This window comes from Acidovorax sp. FG27, from assembly GCF_040365715.1.
GTDB lineage: Bacteria > Pseudomonadota > Gammaproteobacteria > Burkholderiales > Burkholderiaceae_C > Paracidovorax.
Window position 1 is genome coordinate 15,225 of record NZ_BAABVY010000008.1, and the last position, 15,878, is coordinate 31,102.

19 protein-coding genes are annotated in these 15,878 nt (G+C 72.4%); 9 read left to right on the top strand and 10 right to left on the bottom strand.

Annotated elements, in window-relative coordinates; genetic code table 11:
* Positions 1 to 30 precede the first annotated feature (30 nt).
* Positions 31 to 858, top strand: coding sequence for a tRNA-uridine aminocarboxypropyltransferase (locus ABWV53_RS05225; RefSeq protein ID WP_353363647.1), 828 nt, complete (start codon positions 31 to 33; stop codon positions 856 to 858).
* On the opposite strand, the gene ABWV53_RS05230 is transcribed toward ABWV53_RS05225, so the two are convergent.
* Complete coding sequence (locus ABWV53_RS05230; RefSeq protein ID WP_353363649.1) at positions 827 to 1,519, bottom strand: DNA-3-methyladenine glycosylase; 693 nt, start codon at positions 1,517 to 1,519, stop codon at positions 827 to 829. The genes ABWV53_RS05225 and ABWV53_RS05230 overlap by 32 nt on opposite strands.
* Positions 1,486 to 1,962 (bottom strand): GFA family protein, encoded by a 477-nt coding sequence (locus ABWV53_RS05235; RefSeq protein WP_353363651.1) that lies wholly within the window; start codon positions 1,960 to 1,962, stop codon positions 1,486 to 1,488. Before ABWV53_RS05235 ends, ABWV53_RS05230 begins: the two co-directional genes overlap by 34 nt.
* 249 nt (positions 1,963 to 2,211) lie before the next feature.
* On the opposite strand from ABWV53_RS05235, the gene ABWV53_RS05240 reads away from it, so the two are divergent.
* The 7 genes from ABWV53_RS05240 to ABWV53_RS05270 all read left to right on the top strand — a co-directional run bounded on the left by ABWV53_RS05240 (position 2,212) and on the right by ABWV53_RS05270 (position 9,153).
* The gene (locus ABWV53_RS05240; RefSeq protein WP_353363653.1) at positions 2,212 to 2,775 is read left to right on the top strand and encodes a DUF1439 domain-containing protein; all 564 of its coding nucleotides are present in this window, start codon (positions 2,212 to 2,214) and stop codon (positions 2,773 to 2,775) included.
* A gap of 167 nt (positions 2,776 to 2,942) precedes the next feature.
* A complete protein-coding gene (locus ABWV53_RS05245) occupies positions 2,943 to 3,791 on the top strand; it encodes an SDR family NAD(P)-dependent oxidoreductase (RefSeq protein WP_353363655.1) in 849 nt (282 codons plus the stop codon).
* 13 nt (positions 3,792 to 3,804) lie between these two features.
* Positions 3,805 to 5,559: an alpha,alpha-trehalase TreF gene (gene treF, locus ABWV53_RS05250; RefSeq protein ID WP_353363657.1), complete on the top strand. Its 1,755-nt coding sequence runs from the start codon at positions 3,805 to 3,807 to the stop codon at positions 5,557 to 5,559.
* A 250-nt stretch (positions 5,560 to 5,809) separates the two neighbouring features.
* The gene (locus ABWV53_RS05255; protein ID WP_353363659.1) at positions 5,810 to 6,946 is read left to right on the top strand and encodes a mechanosensitive ion channel family protein; all 1,137 of its coding nucleotides are present in this window, start codon (positions 5,810 to 5,812) and stop codon (positions 6,944 to 6,946) included.
* Between the two features lie 154 nt (positions 6,947 to 7,100).
* On the top strand, positions 7,101 to 7,355 hold the full coding sequence (locus ABWV53_RS05260) for a hypothetical protein (protein WP_353363661.1): 255 nt from the start codon (positions 7,101 to 7,103) through the stop codon (positions 7,353 to 7,355).
* A gap of 128 nt (positions 7,356 to 7,483) precedes the next feature.
* Positions 7,484 to 8,527 carry an SDR family oxidoreductase gene (locus ABWV53_RS05265; protein ID WP_353363663.1) on the top strand — a complete coding sequence of 348 codons (1,044 nt, stop codon included), beginning with the start codon at positions 7,484 to 7,486 and terminating at the stop codon, positions 8,525 to 8,527.
* 164 nt (positions 8,528 to 8,691) lie between these two features.
* A complete protein-coding gene (locus ABWV53_RS05270; RefSeq protein ID WP_353363665.1) occupies positions 8,692 to 9,153 on the top strand; it encodes a hypothetical protein in 462 nt (153 codons plus the stop codon).
* A 64-nt stretch (positions 9,154 to 9,217) separates the two neighbouring features.
* On the opposite strand, the gene ABWV53_RS05275 is transcribed toward ABWV53_RS05270, so the two are convergent.
* Together ABWV53_RS05275 and ABWV53_RS05280 are read right to left on the bottom strand one after the other, a co-directional pair.
* Positions 9,218 to 9,712: an NUDIX hydrolase gene (locus ABWV53_RS05275; RefSeq protein WP_353363667.1), complete on the bottom strand. Its 495-nt coding sequence runs from the start codon at positions 9,710 to 9,712 to the stop codon at positions 9,218 to 9,220.
* A 43-nt stretch (positions 9,713 to 9,755) separates the two neighbouring features.
* A complete protein-coding gene (locus tag ABWV53_RS05280) occupies positions 9,756 to 10,664 on the bottom strand; it encodes a DMT family transporter (RefSeq protein WP_353363669.1) in 909 nt (302 codons plus the stop codon).
* 114 nt (positions 10,665 to 10,778) lie between these two features.
* On the opposite strand from ABWV53_RS05280, the gene gcvA reads away from it, so the two are divergent.
* Entirely contained in the window at positions 10,779 to 11,693 is a 915-nt protein-coding gene (gene gcvA, locus ABWV53_RS05285) for a transcriptional regulator GcvA (RefSeq protein WP_353363671.1), read from the top strand.
* On the opposite strand, the gene ABWV53_RS05290 is transcribed toward gcvA, so the two are convergent.
* The 6 genes from ABWV53_RS05290 to ABWV53_RS05315 form a co-directional block, all read right to left on the bottom strand.
* Positions 11,685 to 12,221, bottom strand: coding sequence for a GNAT family N-acetyltransferase (locus ABWV53_RS05290; RefSeq protein WP_353363673.1), 537 nt, complete (start codon positions 12,219 to 12,221; stop codon positions 11,685 to 11,687). The two genes, gcvA and ABWV53_RS05290, sit on opposite strands and share 9 nt — an antisense overlap.
* 151 nt (positions 12,222 to 12,372) lie before the next feature.
* The gene (locus tag ABWV53_RS05295) at positions 12,373 to 13,077 is read right to left on the bottom strand and encodes a riboflavin synthase subunit alpha (RefSeq protein ID WP_353363675.1); all 705 of its coding nucleotides are present in this window, start codon (positions 13,075 to 13,077) and stop codon (positions 12,373 to 12,375) included.
* A gap of 120 nt (positions 13,078 to 13,197) precedes the next feature.
* Complete coding sequence (locus ABWV53_RS05300; RefSeq protein ID WP_353363677.1) at positions 13,198 to 14,574, bottom strand: esterase-like activity of phytase family protein; 1,377 nt, start codon at positions 14,572 to 14,574, stop codon at positions 13,198 to 13,200.
* A 155-nt stretch (positions 14,575 to 14,729) separates the two neighbouring features.
* Positions 14,730 to 15,068: an RNA-binding regulator gene (gene rbp / locus ABWV53_RS05305; RefSeq protein ID WP_353363679.1), complete on the bottom strand. Its 339-nt coding sequence runs from the start codon at positions 15,066 to 15,068 to the stop codon at positions 14,730 to 14,732.
* A gap of 106 nt (positions 15,069 to 15,174) precedes the next feature.
* Positions 15,175 to 15,384 (bottom strand): hypothetical protein, encoded by a 210-nt coding sequence (locus ABWV53_RS05310; RefSeq protein ID WP_353363681.1) that lies wholly within the window; start codon positions 15,382 to 15,384, stop codon positions 15,175 to 15,177.
* A gap of 288 nt (positions 15,385 to 15,672) precedes the next feature.
* Positions 15,673 to 15,834 carry a hypothetical protein gene (locus ABWV53_RS05315; RefSeq protein WP_353363683.1) on the bottom strand — a complete coding sequence of 54 codons (162 nt, stop codon included), beginning with the start codon at positions 15,832 to 15,834 and terminating at the stop codon, positions 15,673 to 15,675.
* Between the last annotated feature and the right edge of the window lie 44 nt (positions 15,835 to 15,878).

The window sequence follows — 15,878 nt, forward strand, 5'->3', positions numbered from 1 at the left end:
GATTTCCCTGATGATGGCGCGGGTCAAGCCGTGCCACCCCACGTTCCCCACGCCGTCTCCCGCCTGCGCACCGCCCGCCTGGCGCGCAGCGCCAAGCCCTTCCTGGCCCGGGGCGGCCCCCGGGGCGAGCGCTGCCCGGGTTGCCGCCTGGTGCCCAGCCACTGCCTGTGCGGCCTGCGCCCGGGGGTGCCCACCGCGGCCGGGGTGTGCCTGCTGATGGCCGACATCGAGCCGCTCAAGCCCAGCAACACCGGCTGGCTGATCGCCGACGTGGTGGCTGACACCTGGGCCTTCGGCTGGGCGCGCACGCAGGTGGACCCGGCCCTGCTGGCGCTGCTGCGCGACCCGCAGTGGCAGCCCTACGTGGTGTTTCCGGGCGAGTTCGTGGAGCCGGCGCGGGTGGTGACGCAGCTGCGGGCGGCAAGCCCCGCCGGCACCGGCGGCGTGGCGGCGCCCGTCCGCCGGCCGCTCTTCGTGCTGCTGGACGCGACCTGGCCGGAGGCGCGCAAGATGTTCAGGAAGAGCCCCTACCTGGACGCCCTGCCCGTGCTGAGCCTGCAGCCCGAGCAGCTGTCGCGCTACCGGCTGCGGCGCTCCACGCGGGGCGACCATTTCTGCACGGCGGAGGTGGCCGGGCTGTGCCTGGAGCTGGCGGGCGAGGCGCGGGCCGCGCAGGTGCTGCAGGCGTACCTGGACGTGTTCACCCACCACTACCTGCAGGCCAAGCACCAGCTGCCGCCGCACTGGGACGGCGCCGAGCATGCGCAGCTGCGCGCGGCGCTGGCGGGCTGCGCCCTGCCTGGCGATGCGCCCGCCGGCCGGCCGATCAGCCCACCGGACGGCCCCGTGCCGGCCTGACGGGCGCGGCGGCGAAGGGCCGGCTGAGGTAGCGCGAACCCCGCTCGCCGAAGCGCCAGGGCACGTCCACCGCCTTGGAGATGCCGATGCGCGGCCCCACCGCCACCTCGGCGCAGGCGCTGGCCGCAGCGCCCAGCGCCGGCTCCAGCAGCTGGAACGGTGCCTGGGTCAGCGACTGGCCATTGCACCGCGCATCGATGCCCAGCGCCTGCGCCAGCCGCCCGGGGCCGGCGCACAGCAGGCGTGCCTCCTGCAGGCCGCGCCGGGCGCGCATCGCGTCCAGCCCGTGCGTGGGCTCCAGCGCGCGCAGCAGCACGCCGGCGCCGTGGCCGGCCTCGCGGCAGACGGTGTTCAGGCACCAGTGCAGGCCGTAGGAACGGTACACGTAGGCGTGGCCGGGCGGCCCGAACATGGCGGCGTTGCGCGCCGTGGGGCCGCCGAAGGTGTGCGAGGCGGCGTCGGCCTGGTCGTAGGCTTCTGTCTCCACGATGCGGCCGCCCACGCCGGCGACCAGCAGGGTGACGCCGATGAGCCGGCGCGCCACCTCCTGCGCGGGGGCGGCGAAATCGATGTCGGCGGGCACCAGCTCCTCCGGGGCCGGCGCCGGCGCCAGCACGGCGCGGGGCGTCACGGCGACGTCAGCCCGTGCCGTTCGTGCCATTCGGCCAGCGAGGCCTTGGGGTATTCCTGGAACGAGTCGTCCTGTGCCTGGATGTGCGCCTCCACCCAGTGCGGCCTGGAGCCCAGCATCATGTGCGTGACGGCGGGCGGCGCCGGCAGGGGCGTGTCCACCGCGCCGGCATGCGGGTGCAGCAGGTCCGGCCAGCGCGGGTCGAACATCCAGAGCGCCGTGCCGCACTGCCGGCAGAAATTGCGCTCGCCCGGGCTGCGCGAGCCGTCGGGCATGCGCGCGCGGTACACGGACAGGTGTTCTTCCCCCTCGACCTCGAGCGTGCGCCGGTCGGCGCCCAGGTTGATGGCGAAGCCGCCGCTGCCCGCCGTCTTGCGGCAGATGGAGCAGTAGCAGCGCATGAAGGGCACGGGTTCGTGCGCGGTGACGCGGTAGCGGACGGCGCCGCAGTGGCAGGAGCCTTGGAGCAGCATGGCGGGAGCCTCCGATGGAAGAAGTGGGCAGGGCGCGAGCGCGGCGGCCCCGGCGGCACGGGGCGGCGCGCACCTTTGGCCGACATGCTGGCATGGGTGGCGCCGCCTGCCGCGTCGGCCGACGGCGCATCTGCTGCCCCGGGGCCGGGCAACCACACGAGCTTACAGACCGCGCGCGATCCGACGGTAGGATGGCCGGCCACGCTGCCGCGTCATCGACGCCTCTACCGCTCCGACCCCGTCACCCCCATGCAACGCCGCTCCCTGATCCTCACCCTGCCCGCCGCCCTGTTCGCCACGCTCGGCGCGGCCCGGCTGGCGGCGGCCGGGCCCCGCTACACGGTGACCCGCGAGGAGATCGAGGAGGCGGTGGCCGGGCGCTTCCCGCGCCGCTTTCCGCTGGCAGGACTGCTGGAGCTGAACGTGCAGGCGCCGCGTATCGCGCTCAAGCCCGAGCGCAACCGGCTGGCCGCCGACATGGCGGTGGACGCGGGCGGCCCCCTGCTGCGGCGCAGCTACCCCGGCCGGCTGGACGTGGAATTCGCCCTGCGCTATGAGCCCTCGGACCGCACCGTGCGGGCGCACGACCTGCAGCTGAACGCGCTGGAATTTCCCGACCTGCGCCCCGACGCCGCCGCGCTGCTGTCGCAATACGGCCCGCAGCTGGCGCGCGAGTCGCTGCGCGAGGTGGTGCTGCACACCCTGCGCCCGCAAGACCTGGCCTTGCCCGACGGCCTGGGCCTGCAGCCCGGCGCCATCACCGTCACGGCGCGCGGCGTGGCGGTGGAGCTGGTGCCCAAGCCGCTGTCCTGAACCGGAAGCGGGGCTCGCCGCTGGCCGTTCGCTATTAAAACAATAGCTACCCGCGCTGATGGAATGGGCGGTACCGCCCGAAAAGGCTTCAAAAACGGGTGGATTTCCACGAGCACGCGCGCCCTCGTCCTTCACCCGGGCCGCGCCGCTTCGGCCATGCTGCCGCTATGACCGCCCCCGCCGAACACCCCTCGCACGCCGCGCCGCGGCAGCCGTCCGCAGCCCCGCAACCCGAACCCGCCAGCCGCGCCCGCCTGGCGGGCCAGGTGGCGCTGGTCACCGGCGCCGCGCAGGGCATCGGCCTGGGCGTGGCCGAGCGGCTGGCGCGGGAAGGCGCGCACATCGCCCTGCACGTGCGCGAGGAGGACGAGCGCTCGGCCGACGCCCGCCGTGCCATCGAGGCCCACGGCGTGCGCTGCCAGGTGTTCGCCGGCGACCTGCGCGACGTGCCCCGCATGCAGGCCATGGTGGCGCAGGCGCACGACGCCTTCGGGCGGCTGGACGTGCTGGTCAACAACGGCGGGCTGGAGCTGCGCGCCGACTTCCTGGACACCACCGAGGACGACTACGACACCGTGCTGGAGGTGAACCTGAAGGGCGCGTTCTTCACCGCCCAGGCCTTCGCCCGGGCGCTGCGGGACGCCGGGCGGCCGGGCCGCATCATCCACATGAGCTCGGTGCACGAAGACCTGCCGTTCCCGCACTTCACCTCGTACTGCGCCAGCAAGGGCGGCCTGCGCATGCTGATGCGCAACATGGCCATCGAGCTGGCGCCGCTGGGCATCACCGTGAACAACGTGGCGCCGGGCGCCATCCGCACGCCCATCAACGACGACCTGCTCAAGCAGCCCGACAAGCTGGCGGCCTTGCAGGCCCAGATCCCGCTGGGCCGCATGGGCGAACCGCGCGACGTGGCGGGCGCGGTGGCCTTCCTCGCCTCGCCCGACGCGGCCTACATCACCGGCGCCACGCTGGTGGTGGATGGCGGACTTTTGTGGAACTATGCGGAGCAGTAGGAACCGCATAGCCATGAGCGCCACGATCGCACCGCCGTCCCCCGCTGCCGCTGCCCCCGCCCAGTCCGGCTCCAGCGCACCGCGCACCACCGGCCGCCACCCGGCCTACCGCATCAACCTCTCCCGGGTGCAGGTGCCCGGCGCGCCGCCCTGCGACCACTGCACGCCGGCCGACCGCTACCAGGAGCTGTTCATCGCCGTGCAGAGCCAGCAGGTCTTCGGCGACAGCAAGACCTTCGTGGACTGCGCCCCCCGCGGCGAGCCCGAGGCCATCCTCGCCGCCTACCGCGCCGAGCATGCGCGCCCGGGGTTCGACCTGGGCGCCTTCGTGCTGGCGCATTTCTCGCCGCCCGAGATCAGCAACGACGACTACGTGGGCACGCCCGGGCTGTCGATGGCCGAGCACATCGAGGCCCTCTGGCCCGTGCTGACGCGCAGGCCGCAGGAACACCCCGAGCGCGGCACCGCCCTGCCCATGGCCCACGCCTACGTGGTGCCGGGCGGCCGCTTCGCGGAGCTCTACTACTGGGATTCGTACTTCACCATGCTGGGCCTGGCGGCCAGCGGCCGCCAGGCGCTGCTGCACGGCATGACCGAGAACTTCGCCCGGCTGATCGACGCCTTCGGCTTCGTGCCCAACGGCACGCGCACCTACTACCTCAGCCGTTCGCAGCCGCCGCTCTTCGCATCGATGGCCGAGCTGACCGCGCTGGCCGGCGGCCCGCCCGTGTCGCACTACCTGCCGCAGATGCTGAAGGAGCATGCCTTCTGGATGGACGGCCTGCACGTGCTGCACCCGGGCGACGCGCGCCGCCGCGTGGTGGCGCTGGCCGGCGGCGAGGTGCTCAACCGCTACTGGGACGACCGCGACACGCCGCGAGAGGAATCGTGGCGCGAAGACGTGGAAACCGCCTCGGGCGCGGACCGCCCCTCGCCCGAGGTCTACCGCGACCTGCGGGCCGCCTGCGAGTCGGGCTGGGACTTCTCCACCCGCTGGCTGCGCGCCCCGGACCCCGCCGACGAGGCCACGCTGCAGCTGTCGCAGATCTGCACCACCGACTTGCTGCCGGCGGACCTGAACGCGTTCCTCTACCGCATGGAAGTCTCCATCGCCAAGGCCAGCCAGGCGAGCGGCGACCTGGCCACGGCGCGCCACTTCCACGACCTGGCCGCGCACCGGCGCGAGGCGGTCAACCGGCTGCTCTGGAGCGAGTCGGAAGGCGCGTACTTCGACTACGACTGGAAGACCGGCACGCTGCGCGGCTGCCTGACGGCCGCCACCGTGGTGCCGCTCTACGCCGGCATGGCGACCGACGCGCAGGCCGCCGCGGTGGCCCGCACCGTGGAGGCGCGCCTGCTGGCGCCGGGGGGCCTGGCCACCACCGAATGCGCCAGCGGCCAGCAGTGGGACCGCCCCAACGGCTGGGCACCCCTGCAGTGGATGGCCGTGCGAGGTCTGGAACGCTACGGCCACAAGGCGCTGGCGCTGGAGGTGCGCCGCCGCTGGATCGACACGGTGCGCGCCGTCTACCAGCGCGAAGGCAAGCTGGTCGAGAAATACGCCCTGCGCGCCACCGAGCGCGATGCGCCCTGCGGCGGCGACGGCGGCGAATACCCGCTGCAGGACGGCTTCGGCTGGACCAACGGCATCGTGCAGTGCTGGCTGGACCCGCGCTACGACACGGTGGCGGCCGCGCAGGCGGTGTACTACGGCCCGGCGGACGACAGCCTGGGCACGGACGACCTGGACGAGGCTGCGGCCGGCTGACGCCAGGGCTGCAGGGGCGGCCCGGCGCGGGCCACCGTCGGCCTCGGACTACGTGGGCAGGGCCCGGCCTTTTCTAGCATGGGTCGCAGAGCCAGCCCGGCGCGGCCCGAACGGTAGCGCGCAGGCCCTGAGCCCCGGGCCCTGCCCGCTCGCTCCTTGAGCCGGCCGAAGGGCTCCGCCCTCTCGCCCCAGCGCTGGCCCACGCCACGCTGTTCCCACTCCTCCACACCCCGATAAAGGACTCCACTGCATGGATATCGCCTCCGCCACCGCCTGGCTGCACGCCGAAACCTTCTGGGGCATGTCGGCCGCCAGCCTGCTGATCGCCGCCGTGGCCGCCGTCGTCACCTACCTGGTGCTGACGCTGCTGCAGGGCTGGGCCGTGGCCCGCGCCCGCCGCGTGGCGAGCGAGCACGACGCCCACCGCGGGCCGGCGCAGCTGTTGATGGAGGTGCTTTCGGGCACCAGCCACCTGCTGATCGTGCTGGCCGCCCTGCTGGTGGGCGCCGGCATGCTCGATCTGCCCGGCCGCTGGCCCGCGCGGGTGGAGCAGCTGTGGTTCCTGGCGGTGGCGCTGCAGGTGGGCCTCTGGGGCACGCGGGCGACCGCGCTGGTGGTGGAGCGCTACCGCGTGCACCACGGCGCCACCAGCCCCACGCAGATCAGCGCGTCGGCCACGCTGATGTCGTGGGGGCTACGCACGCTGCTCTGGGCGACCGTGCTGCTGGCCATCCTCTCGAACGTGGGGGTGAACATCACCGCCTTCGTCGCCAGCCTGGGCGTGGGCGGCATCGCCATCGCGCTGGCGGTGCAGAGCGTGCTGGGCGATCTGTTCGCCTCGGTCGCCATCGCGGTGGACAAGCCCTTCGAGGTGGGCGACTTCATCGTCGTGGGCGGCGTGGCCGGCACCGTGCAGCAGATCGGCGTGAAGACCACCCGCATCAGCGCCCTGAGCGGCGAGCAGGTGGTGATGAGCAACACCGACCTGCTGAAGCAGACCATCAACAACTACCGCTACATGCGCGAGCGGCGCATCGTCTTCAACTTCCGCGTGCCCTACGGCACCAGCGCCGAGGCGGCCGAGGCCATCTCCCAGGCCGTGCGCCGCATCATCGAGGCCGAGCCCAACGCCCGCTTCGACCGCGCCCACCTGCAGGCGTTCGGCGAGACGGGCCTGACCTACGAGGTGGTCTACATCGTGCTGGACCCGGGCTACAACGTCTACATGGACCTGCAGCAGAAGATCAACCTGGCGCTGATGCGCGCGCTGCAGGCGCTGGACGTGCCCTTCGCCGTGCCCGAGCGCCGCGTGCACGTGGCCGACCTGCCGCCCGGGTGGCAGCCGCCGCCCGCGCCCGGGCCGATGCAGGTGGGCACGCAGGCGTGACGGCGCCACGTTCACGGGCGCGTGGCCGCCCATTGCTATCGATTAAATAGCGCCTTGCGCCCGTAGAATAAGCGCCAGAGCCCTTTTTTGGCCTGAACACCGGGCGGTTCGCCGCCCGTCCCCTGCCCCCACCGCCACCCGCCCGGACCCCGCCATGCCCAAAGACACCGCACGCCAGAAAGAACTCAAGAAGATGGAGCTGTGCGAGCCCTGCGCCGGCATCCAGCGCAACTGGCGCAAGGCGCCCGGCCATGCCGAGCTGGTGCAGCGCGGCAACCGCAAGGAAGAGCGCGAGGACGGGCGTGTCGTCACCATCACCCGCTACCGCTGCGACCGCTGCGGCACGGCGTGGGAGTACGAGAACGACAAGGCCGACCAGCACGTGGGCTGGTCCGTGGTGGGCGGCTGACCGGCTGCGGCCCCGGCCGCCCCGGTCGATGGCCTCGCCTGCGCCCCGGGGCTCCGGGGGCCGAGGCCAGGGCCGGTTTTCAGCCAGCGTCCTACGCCCGCGCCGCACGCATCCGCCTACAACGCCGTATGCGATTTTTCAGCCCTCGCTCCGACGCATCCACCCCGGCCCGCACCTCCGCCGACGCGCCCGCGGCCGTCCCTTTGCAGCCCGCGCCGCCCCTGGTGGTGGTGATCACCGGCGCCTCCAGCGGCATCGGCCACGCCACCGCGCTCGCCTTCGCGCGGCAAGGCGCCAAGCTGGTGCTGGCCTCGCGCAGCGCAGACACCCTCTCGCCCGTGGCGCTGGCCTGCCGCGCCGCCGGCGGCACCGCCATCGGCGTGCCCACCGACGTGACCGATGCCGCCGCCGTGCAGGCCCTGGCGGACAAGGCCGTGCGCCACTTCGGCCACATCGACGTGTGGGTCAACGGCGTGGGCGTGGGCGCCATCGGCCGGTTCGACGACGTGCCGCTGTCCGCACACCGCCGCGTGATCGAGGCCAACCTGCTGGGCCACCTGCACGGCGCGCACGCCGCGCTGCGCCACTTCCGCCAGCGCGGTCGCGGCCTGCTGGTGAACATGATCTCGGTCGGCGGCTGGCTGCCCGCGCCCTATGCGGCCGCGTACACGGCCAGCAAGTTCGGCCTGCGCGGCCTGTCGGAGAGCCTGCGCGCCGAGGTGGCCGACCTGCCCTGGGTGCACGTGTGCGACATCGCGCCCACGTTCGTCGATTCGCCCGGCCTGGACCACGGCGCCAACTACACCGGCCGCACCATAGACCCCGCGCTGCCCATGGTGGACCCGCACCGCGTGGCCCGCGCCGTGGTCGGCCTGACCCAGGTGCCGCGCCCGCGCGACGTGACCTTTTTGGGCCTGGGCGCGCTGCCCGGCCGCATGGCGCATGCCGTGGCGCCCGGCGGCGTGGCCCGCGCCATGCGCTGGGTGGCCGACTGGGGCCTGGCGCGCGCCGAGCCCGCGCAGCACAGCGAGGGCAATCTCTTCGCCCCGTCGCAAGGCACCGGCGTGGCCGGCGGCCGACGCGAGCGCATGGCCAGCGGCGCCGCCCTGGTGGCGGCCCTGGGCGTGGCCGGCATCGCCTGGGGCTTCTGGGCGGGGCGGCGCAAGCCTTGAGCTGGCCGAGGCCGGGCCATCGACGCCGAGGGTGGCGTGTCGGTCCCCTGGCCCTCGCCTTTTCCTACACGGCGCACGCCTGGCGCTGCCTACGATGGCCCGGACCGCCGCAGCCGCGCACAGCCGTCTGCCCGCCTTCCCACCCCATGCACCCAGGAGCCGCCATGTCCCGCCTGCCCTCCACCGGATCCGCCGCCGCGGCCGACGCCCCCAGCATCCGCACATCGCCCGTGCAGCCGGCCACGCCCTCGGCGGGCGCCACCCAGCCGCCCGGCCAGCCGTTCACGCTCTACGCGTCGGCCGGCCGTGTGCTGTGCAGCAACAAGCGCGACAAGCTGGTGGACCTGGGCATTCTGGAGACCGATGGCGACGAAGGCGCCGGTGAGGGAACCTGGCGCTATCAGCTGGACGGCGACGACACCATCGCGGCCAGCGGCTTCGCGTCCGCCGAGGAAGCGCTGGCCGACCTGGCCGGCGCCATGACCTTCCTCTTCCTGGACGGGCAGTTCACCGCCCTGGCCGACGTGGGCGAAGGCGGCCGGCCGGAGCTGGCCGACGCCACGCAGATCCACATCACGCTCGACCCGCTGGGCCACGGCTCGCCGGCCATCGCGGCAGACGTGTGACGCGCCCCTCGAGCAGGGGTGACCCGCGCCCCCCCAGTGGCCTCAGGGGCCCGACCCGCTTCCGTCAGCGCCGCGGCACGGGCGCCTGCAGCACCGTGGCGTCCGTGTGCACCAGCTCCAGCGGAAAGCGCTGGCCGGCTAGGTAGTCGCGAATGCATTCCAGCACCAGCGGGCTGCGCAGCCGGTCGGCGCAGCTTTCGATCTCGGCCAGCGTCATCCACACCGTGCGCACGATGCCGTCGTCCAGCGAGCGCCAGGCATGGGGCTCGCTCACGCTGCCGGCGAAGGCGAAGCGCAGGTAGGTGATGTCGTCGCCCGTGCGGGTGCGCGTGAAGCGGTTCAGGTACACGCCCACCAGCGCGGCGGGGGTGAAGTCGCGGGCGGTTTCCTCCAGCACTTCGCGGATGCAGCCCTGCTGGGGCGACTCGCCCGGGTCCAGGTGGCCGGCGGGGTTGTTCAGGCGCCGGCCGTCGGCGGTGTCTTCTTCCACCAGCAGGAAGCGGCCGTCCTGTTCGACGACGGCGGCGACGGTGACGTTGGGTTTCCAGCGGTGGGGCATGGCGGCATTATGACCAGCGCTCCAGCGCCGCGCAGCACCGGTGTCAGGTGCGCGGCGGCGGCGCCACAGGCCGCAGCACGAGCCACAACGCAGCGGCGATCAGCGCGCCCCCGGCGGCATGCGCCCAGGTGGCCGCCTCGCCCAGCACCAGCCAGCCCCAGGCCACGCCGAAGGGCGGAATCAGGAAGGTGACGGTGAGCGCCCTGACCGGCCCCACGTCGGCGATCAGCCGGAAATAGAGCACATAGGCCCAGGCCGTGCAGAGCAGGCCCGTGGCCAGCAGCGCGGCCCAGACGACCGGCGGCGCAGCCAGCCACGCGGCGGGCAGGTCGGGCTGGCGCCAGACCTCCCAGGCCGCGAACGGGGCCAGCGCCAGCAGGGCGCCCCACTGGCTGCCCAGGGCGACCAGGCGGCTGTCGAGGCCGCCCCGTGCGCCGATCCAGCGGCGGGTGAGGAAACCCGCCGTGCCGTAGCAGGCCGTGGCGACCAGGCAGGCCGCGATGCCGCCCAGCGCCTCGGGCGTGAGCGCTACCGGCCCGGCCTGCGCCAGCACGGCCACGCCGGCCATGCCCAGCAGCACCCCGGCCAGGCGCGCCGCGGTGATGCGCTCGCCAAAGGCCAGTGCGCCGACCAGCACGCCCATGAGCGGCGTGGTCGCATTCAGGATGGCGCTGTAGCCGGCCGGCAGCACGCGGGCAGCCAGCGCGAACATCAGGAACGGAATGCCCGAATTTACCACCCCCAGCACCAGCGCCGCACCCAGCTTGCCGTGGAAGGCCGGCCGCAGCCGCGCCACTGCCACCAGGGCCATCAGCCCCGCCGCCCCCAGCAGCAGGCGGCCGAAGGTGGTGGGCACGGCGCCCAGCACCGGCACGGTGATGCGCACGAAGAGGAAGCTGCCGCCCCAGAGGGCTGCGAGGGTGACGAGGCGAATGAGGCTGGCGGTGTTCATGGAGGATGTGGCGAGACGGGCGAACGGTGCAGTCAAGCACGCAGATTGTGCGAAGCAGGGTGAGCTGGCACAAACGATTTATGCTCTACATCTGTTTAGCCACACTGAACGACGATGCGCCTGCCGCCCCTGATCGCCATCCGCTTCTTCGAGGCCGCGGCCCGTCATCTCAGCGTGCGCCGTGCCGCAGCCGAGCTGCACGTGACGCCCGGCGCCGTTTCGCAGCAGGTGCGCAAGCTGGAAGACTTCCTGGGCTGCGCCCTGTTCGAGCGGCAGGCGCGCGGTCTCGCGCTGACGGCCGCAGGGCGCGACTACCAGTCGGCCTGCGGCGAGGCGCTGGCGCGCATCGGCCAGGCCACGTCGCGCCTGCTGGCGGCGCACGAGCGGCGGGTGGTGCTGGTCAGCTGCACGCCGAGCTTTGCCGCCCAGTGGCTGGTGCCGCGCCTGCAGACCTTTCTACAGCAGGCGCCGCTGCTGGACGTGCATGTGAGCACCACCGAGCGCCTGGTGGACCTGCAGGCCGAGGGCGTGCAGTTCGCGGTGCGCCATGGCCGCGGCCCCTACGCCGGGCTGCAGGCCGAGCGACTGCTGGACGACGAGCTCATCGCCGTCTGCAGCCCGCGCTTGGTGGCGCCCTGCCGCACGGCCCGCCTGCAGGACATCACGGGCGAGAGGCTGCTGCACGACGGCCAGCGCGACGACTGGCGGCTGTGGTGCCAGGCGCAGGGCCTGACCGGCGTGCAATGGGTGGATGCCGCGCAGGGCGTGGTGTTCGCCCATTCCAACGGCGCCGTGGAAGCCGCGCTGGCGGGCCAGGGATTCGCCCTGGTGCGGCGCACCCTGGTGGCGCGCGAGCTGGCAGCGCGGTCGCTGATCGGCGTGCAGGGCGACGCCGCGCTGCCAACGCCCCTGGCCTATCACCTGGTCTACCCGCCGGAGACGCTCATCGACCCGGCGCTGCGGCAGTTCCGCGACTGGATCGTGGCGCAAGCGGCCGAGGAACGGGGCGCACCGGGCGCGCTAGCCTGAACCTTCCCGCACCATGTACACCGCCCCCTCGCCATAGCCGGCCAGCCGCTCGCGCTGCGCCGCGTGGGCGAGGGCCTGCACGGCGAATCCCTGCCGCGCCCAATAGGCCTGCGTGCCCTGCACCGACACCAGCGCCGCCCGCCGCAGCCCGTCGGCCCGGGCGCCCTGCCAGGCGGCGGCCAGCAGCCGCTGCGCCAGGCCCAGGCCGTGGAACGCGGGCAGCACGGCCATGTCGTGCAGGTAGAGGGTGCCCTGCGTGGATTCGGGCCCGCCGCCGAAATCGCCGTGCAGCGGCGTGACCTGGCCGAGCGTGCTGCGGTAGGCGGCCAGGTAGGCCACCAGCCGGCCCGCTGCGCCCTCGGCGCAGTCCACCAGCGCCAGCGACCGGTGCGCCGGGCTGGCCAGGCGCCGGGCATACACCGCCTCGCTTTCGATCAACCCGTCGCCATAGCAGGCGCGCTGCACCGCCAGCAGGGCGGGCAAGTCGGCCGTGCGCAAGGGGCGCAGCGTCCAGCGGGTGTCAGCCATGGGCAGGCGGAGAAGCGGCAGGGGATGGCATGGGAAGACTCGGACAAACTGCTACATTTTTAATAGCACCGTGCGCCGATGGAATGAGCGCTGGAAGCCTAAAACACCCGAAAGATGGCTGCCATTCGCCGCACCGGGCGCGCGCCAGCGGTCAGCGCGGCAGGGCCGGCGGCTGCACCAGGTCGTCCAGCGACAGGCCCTTGTCCTTCAGCAGCGCTTCCAGCACCGGGGTGAGGCGCCCCAGGCTCTCCTGCACCGCCTCGCGCACGGTGTCGACCACCACCTGGGTGCTGCGCTCGATCTCGATGTTGAGCGCATCGCCCACGCGCTTGCCCTCGAACACGGTGGCGCGGCGGGTTTCGGGAATCAGCCAGACCTCGAACCAGCCTTCCTGCCGGTTCACCTCGGCCACCGTCAGGCTGGCGCCGTGGATGGCGATGTAGCCCTTGGCGAAGACGTAGCGGCGAAAGGCCTCGGGCACGGCCACGCGCCAGACCAGGTTGTTGTCGAACTCGCGCCGCTCGGCCAGCGTGCCGGTGAAGTCGATGTGGCCCGAGAGCGGATGGCCGCCGATCTCGGCCCCGTCCTTGGCCGCGCGCTCCACGTTGACCCGGTCGCCCTCGGCGTAGCTGCCCAAGGTGGTGACGTTCAGGCTCTGCAGCATCACGTCGAAATTGGCGCGGGTGGGCGAGACGATTTCGGTCACCGTCAGGCACACGCCGTCGGTCGCCACGCTGGCGCCGATGGCGAGGCCGTCGCAGAAGCCCGCGGGGAAGTCGAGCGTGAAGGTGCGCAGGCCGGCGCGGTCGTGGATGGCGGCGATGCCGGCCGTGGCTTGGACGATGCCTGTGAACATGGGGGCGCGGGCTTTCGGGTGAGGGGCGGGCGGAGCGCGAACGCAGCAAAAGCCGCGAATTCTGCCACCCGCCCCCCGGCCGCGCAGCCGCTGCCCGCAGAGCCCGCAGCCGCGTTCAGGTCAGCGCGCGCGCAGAAAGTCCCCCACCTCCAGCAGCACCAGTTCGTTGTCGTCGGCCTGGTTGGGCAGGCGGCTGGAGCTGAAGGGCAGGTTGTTGTCGTTGCCGACGACGATGTGCGTGGCGTCCACCACGTCCACGTTCTCGATGGTGAAGAAGGGGAAGGTGAGCACGCCGTTGTCGAGCGGCTTCTTCGCCAGGCGTTTCGGGTCCTGGATGCGCATGAGGTCGATGTAGCCCAGCTTGCGCAGCGGGCCGCCGGCATTGGCGTCGGTCAGCTCGACCTTGTAGACGCGCTTGAACTTCGCCAGGTCGCCAAAGCAGTCGGCGCGCTTCACGCCCTCGGGGCAGGCATGGGCCGCCGTGCCTTCGCCGTTGTCGCGCTCGATGACCAGGCCCGTGCTGCCGTCGATCATGTTGAAGTCGCCGATGGCGTGGTGGTTGGCTTCCAGCACGTACCTCCAGTGGCGGCCGGTCCACTTTTCCGCCTTCACGTCGAATTCCAGCAAGCGCAGGTACTGCCGGCCGCCTTCCACGGCTTCATAGGCCTGGGCGGAGGCGTCCCACACCGGGCCCTCTAGCAGCGCGTACAGCTTGCTGCCATCGGGGCTGGCGGCCATGCCCTCGAAGCCCTTGGAGCGCTTGATGTCGAACGCCGGCGCCTTCGCATCCGGCGCGCCGGCGGTGGTGACGGCGGGATGGTCGGGCGAGCGCACCACGCGGCCGTCGACCAGCGTGTCGAAAACGGCCAGCACGCGGCCGTCCAGGTCGGCCTTGATGAGCCAGGGGCCGAACTCGTCGCCGATCCAGAGCGCGCCGCCCGCGAACTGGAAGCTCTCGGGGTCGAAGTCGGCGCCGGTCAGATAGCGCTCCTTCGTGCCTTCTTCGGCAATGCGAAACGGCACCTTCTTGTCGGGGTCGTGCAGGAAGACGGTCTTCAAGCGCCTGAACTCGCCGCTCTGGAAGTCCACCGCGTAGTGGTTCAGGTAGAGCATGAAGTCGGGCGAATTGGCTTTGGCGCCGGCGCCGTTGTCGGTCAGCAGCCAGAAGGTGCCGTCGGCCATGCGCTTGATGCCCGAATGGCCCTGCGCGGGCTGACCCTGGAAGGGCAGCGACACGCCGGTGGGCCGGCCGGCGGACTGGCCCTCCACCGTGCCCACCGCGTCCACCCGACGGGCGGTGGTGAACTTGCCGCTGGTGCGTAGGTCGGCCGGCGCATCGGCGGGCGGTGCGATGAAGGAGCGCGCGGGCAGCACGGCATGGCCGGCCAGCGTGGCGGTGAAGGCGGCTGGTGCCGGGGCGGCGCCTTGGGCGTGCACGGGCAGCGCGGCGGCGCACGCGAGGGCGGCGCAGGCGGCGGCGAGGGAGAAGGAATTCATGGGAAACAGCCAGGGTGAAGACCGAAAGCCCGCACCATGCCGCCCCGGCGTGACATGGCGATGACGCGGCCCCCGCCGCCCCTGGAGTGGCCGCGGGCGAAAAAAAACCGGCCCCAGGGAGCCGGTTCACGGAGCGCGAGAAGCGCGGGCGCAGGTCAGTAGCGACCGCCGCCGAAGCCGCCGTTGCCGTAGCCGACGTCCGCACGGCCGCTGGCGCGGTAGCCACCGCCGCCGCCCGCCGTGGCTTCGCGGGGGCGGGCCAGGTTCACAACGATGGAGCGGCCATCGACCGACATGCCGTTCAGGCCGTTGATGGCGGCCTGGGCGACGTCGGCCGAGACCATTTCCACGAAGCCGAAGCCCTTGGAACGGCCCGTGTCGCGGTCCATCATGACCTTGGCGGAGGAGACGCCGCCGAATTCCGAGAAGTTGCTGCGCAGGGCTTCGTCGTCGACGGAATAGGGCAGGTTGCCCACGTAGATTTTGGTGCTCATGGTGGAGTCTTTCTGAAGATGGTGCGCAACGCGGCGCGCCGTTGGAAACCGGCTGGCGGCAGGTCCGCGGCAGCCCGTGGTGAAAAAAGCGTGTGCCGGCCCAGGCTCAGCACGCAGGCGGGTGGGCCATCGAGGTCTGCAGCCAGCCCTGGGTGACGGCGAAGAGCCGGGCGGCTTCGCGCGAGGCGAAGAATCTGTCGAACCGGAAGATGCGGCAGTAGCTGCCGTTGCCTTGGGATCGCTGGACCGAGAAGGAGGCGCGAAAGCGTCCGCAGTCGGTCGGGTGTGTCGCGGGCGAAACGACGTATCGGCCCATGGAGATGGCGAGAGAGGAAATCAGGGGCAATCAGGAGTCGCAGGCCGTGGGTGGCGAACCGGCGTGAGCATCGAAAAACTCGGCGGGCTGCAGCTCGGCAGTTCCGCAAGGCGGCCTGGGGCCGCGAAAAACGCGCGGGGCGGCAGGCAGCGGGTCGTCCCGGCCAACCGCTCCGTGCGGTGACGGCGGCATGTGCCATGCTGCCGTCTGGAGGGGATTATATCACCCAGCCGAATTTAAGTCACCATTCATATGCCGCCTGGTTTTAATAGCAGCTTATACGGAGGGTCAAGCGGCCTTGTTCTTCAGCTTGCCCTTGGGCATCACGGCCGTGGTGGGCGGTGTGGGTCGGGACGAGACCGACCCCGCACCGGGCAGCGCCGGGGGCAGGCTGGTGTCCTTCTTCGGCTTCTTGGTCATCTTGTTGCTGCGTTGATCGCCTTTGGCCATGGTGTGGCTCCTGATGCAGTGGGTGAACTGGCGAGTATGCGGGC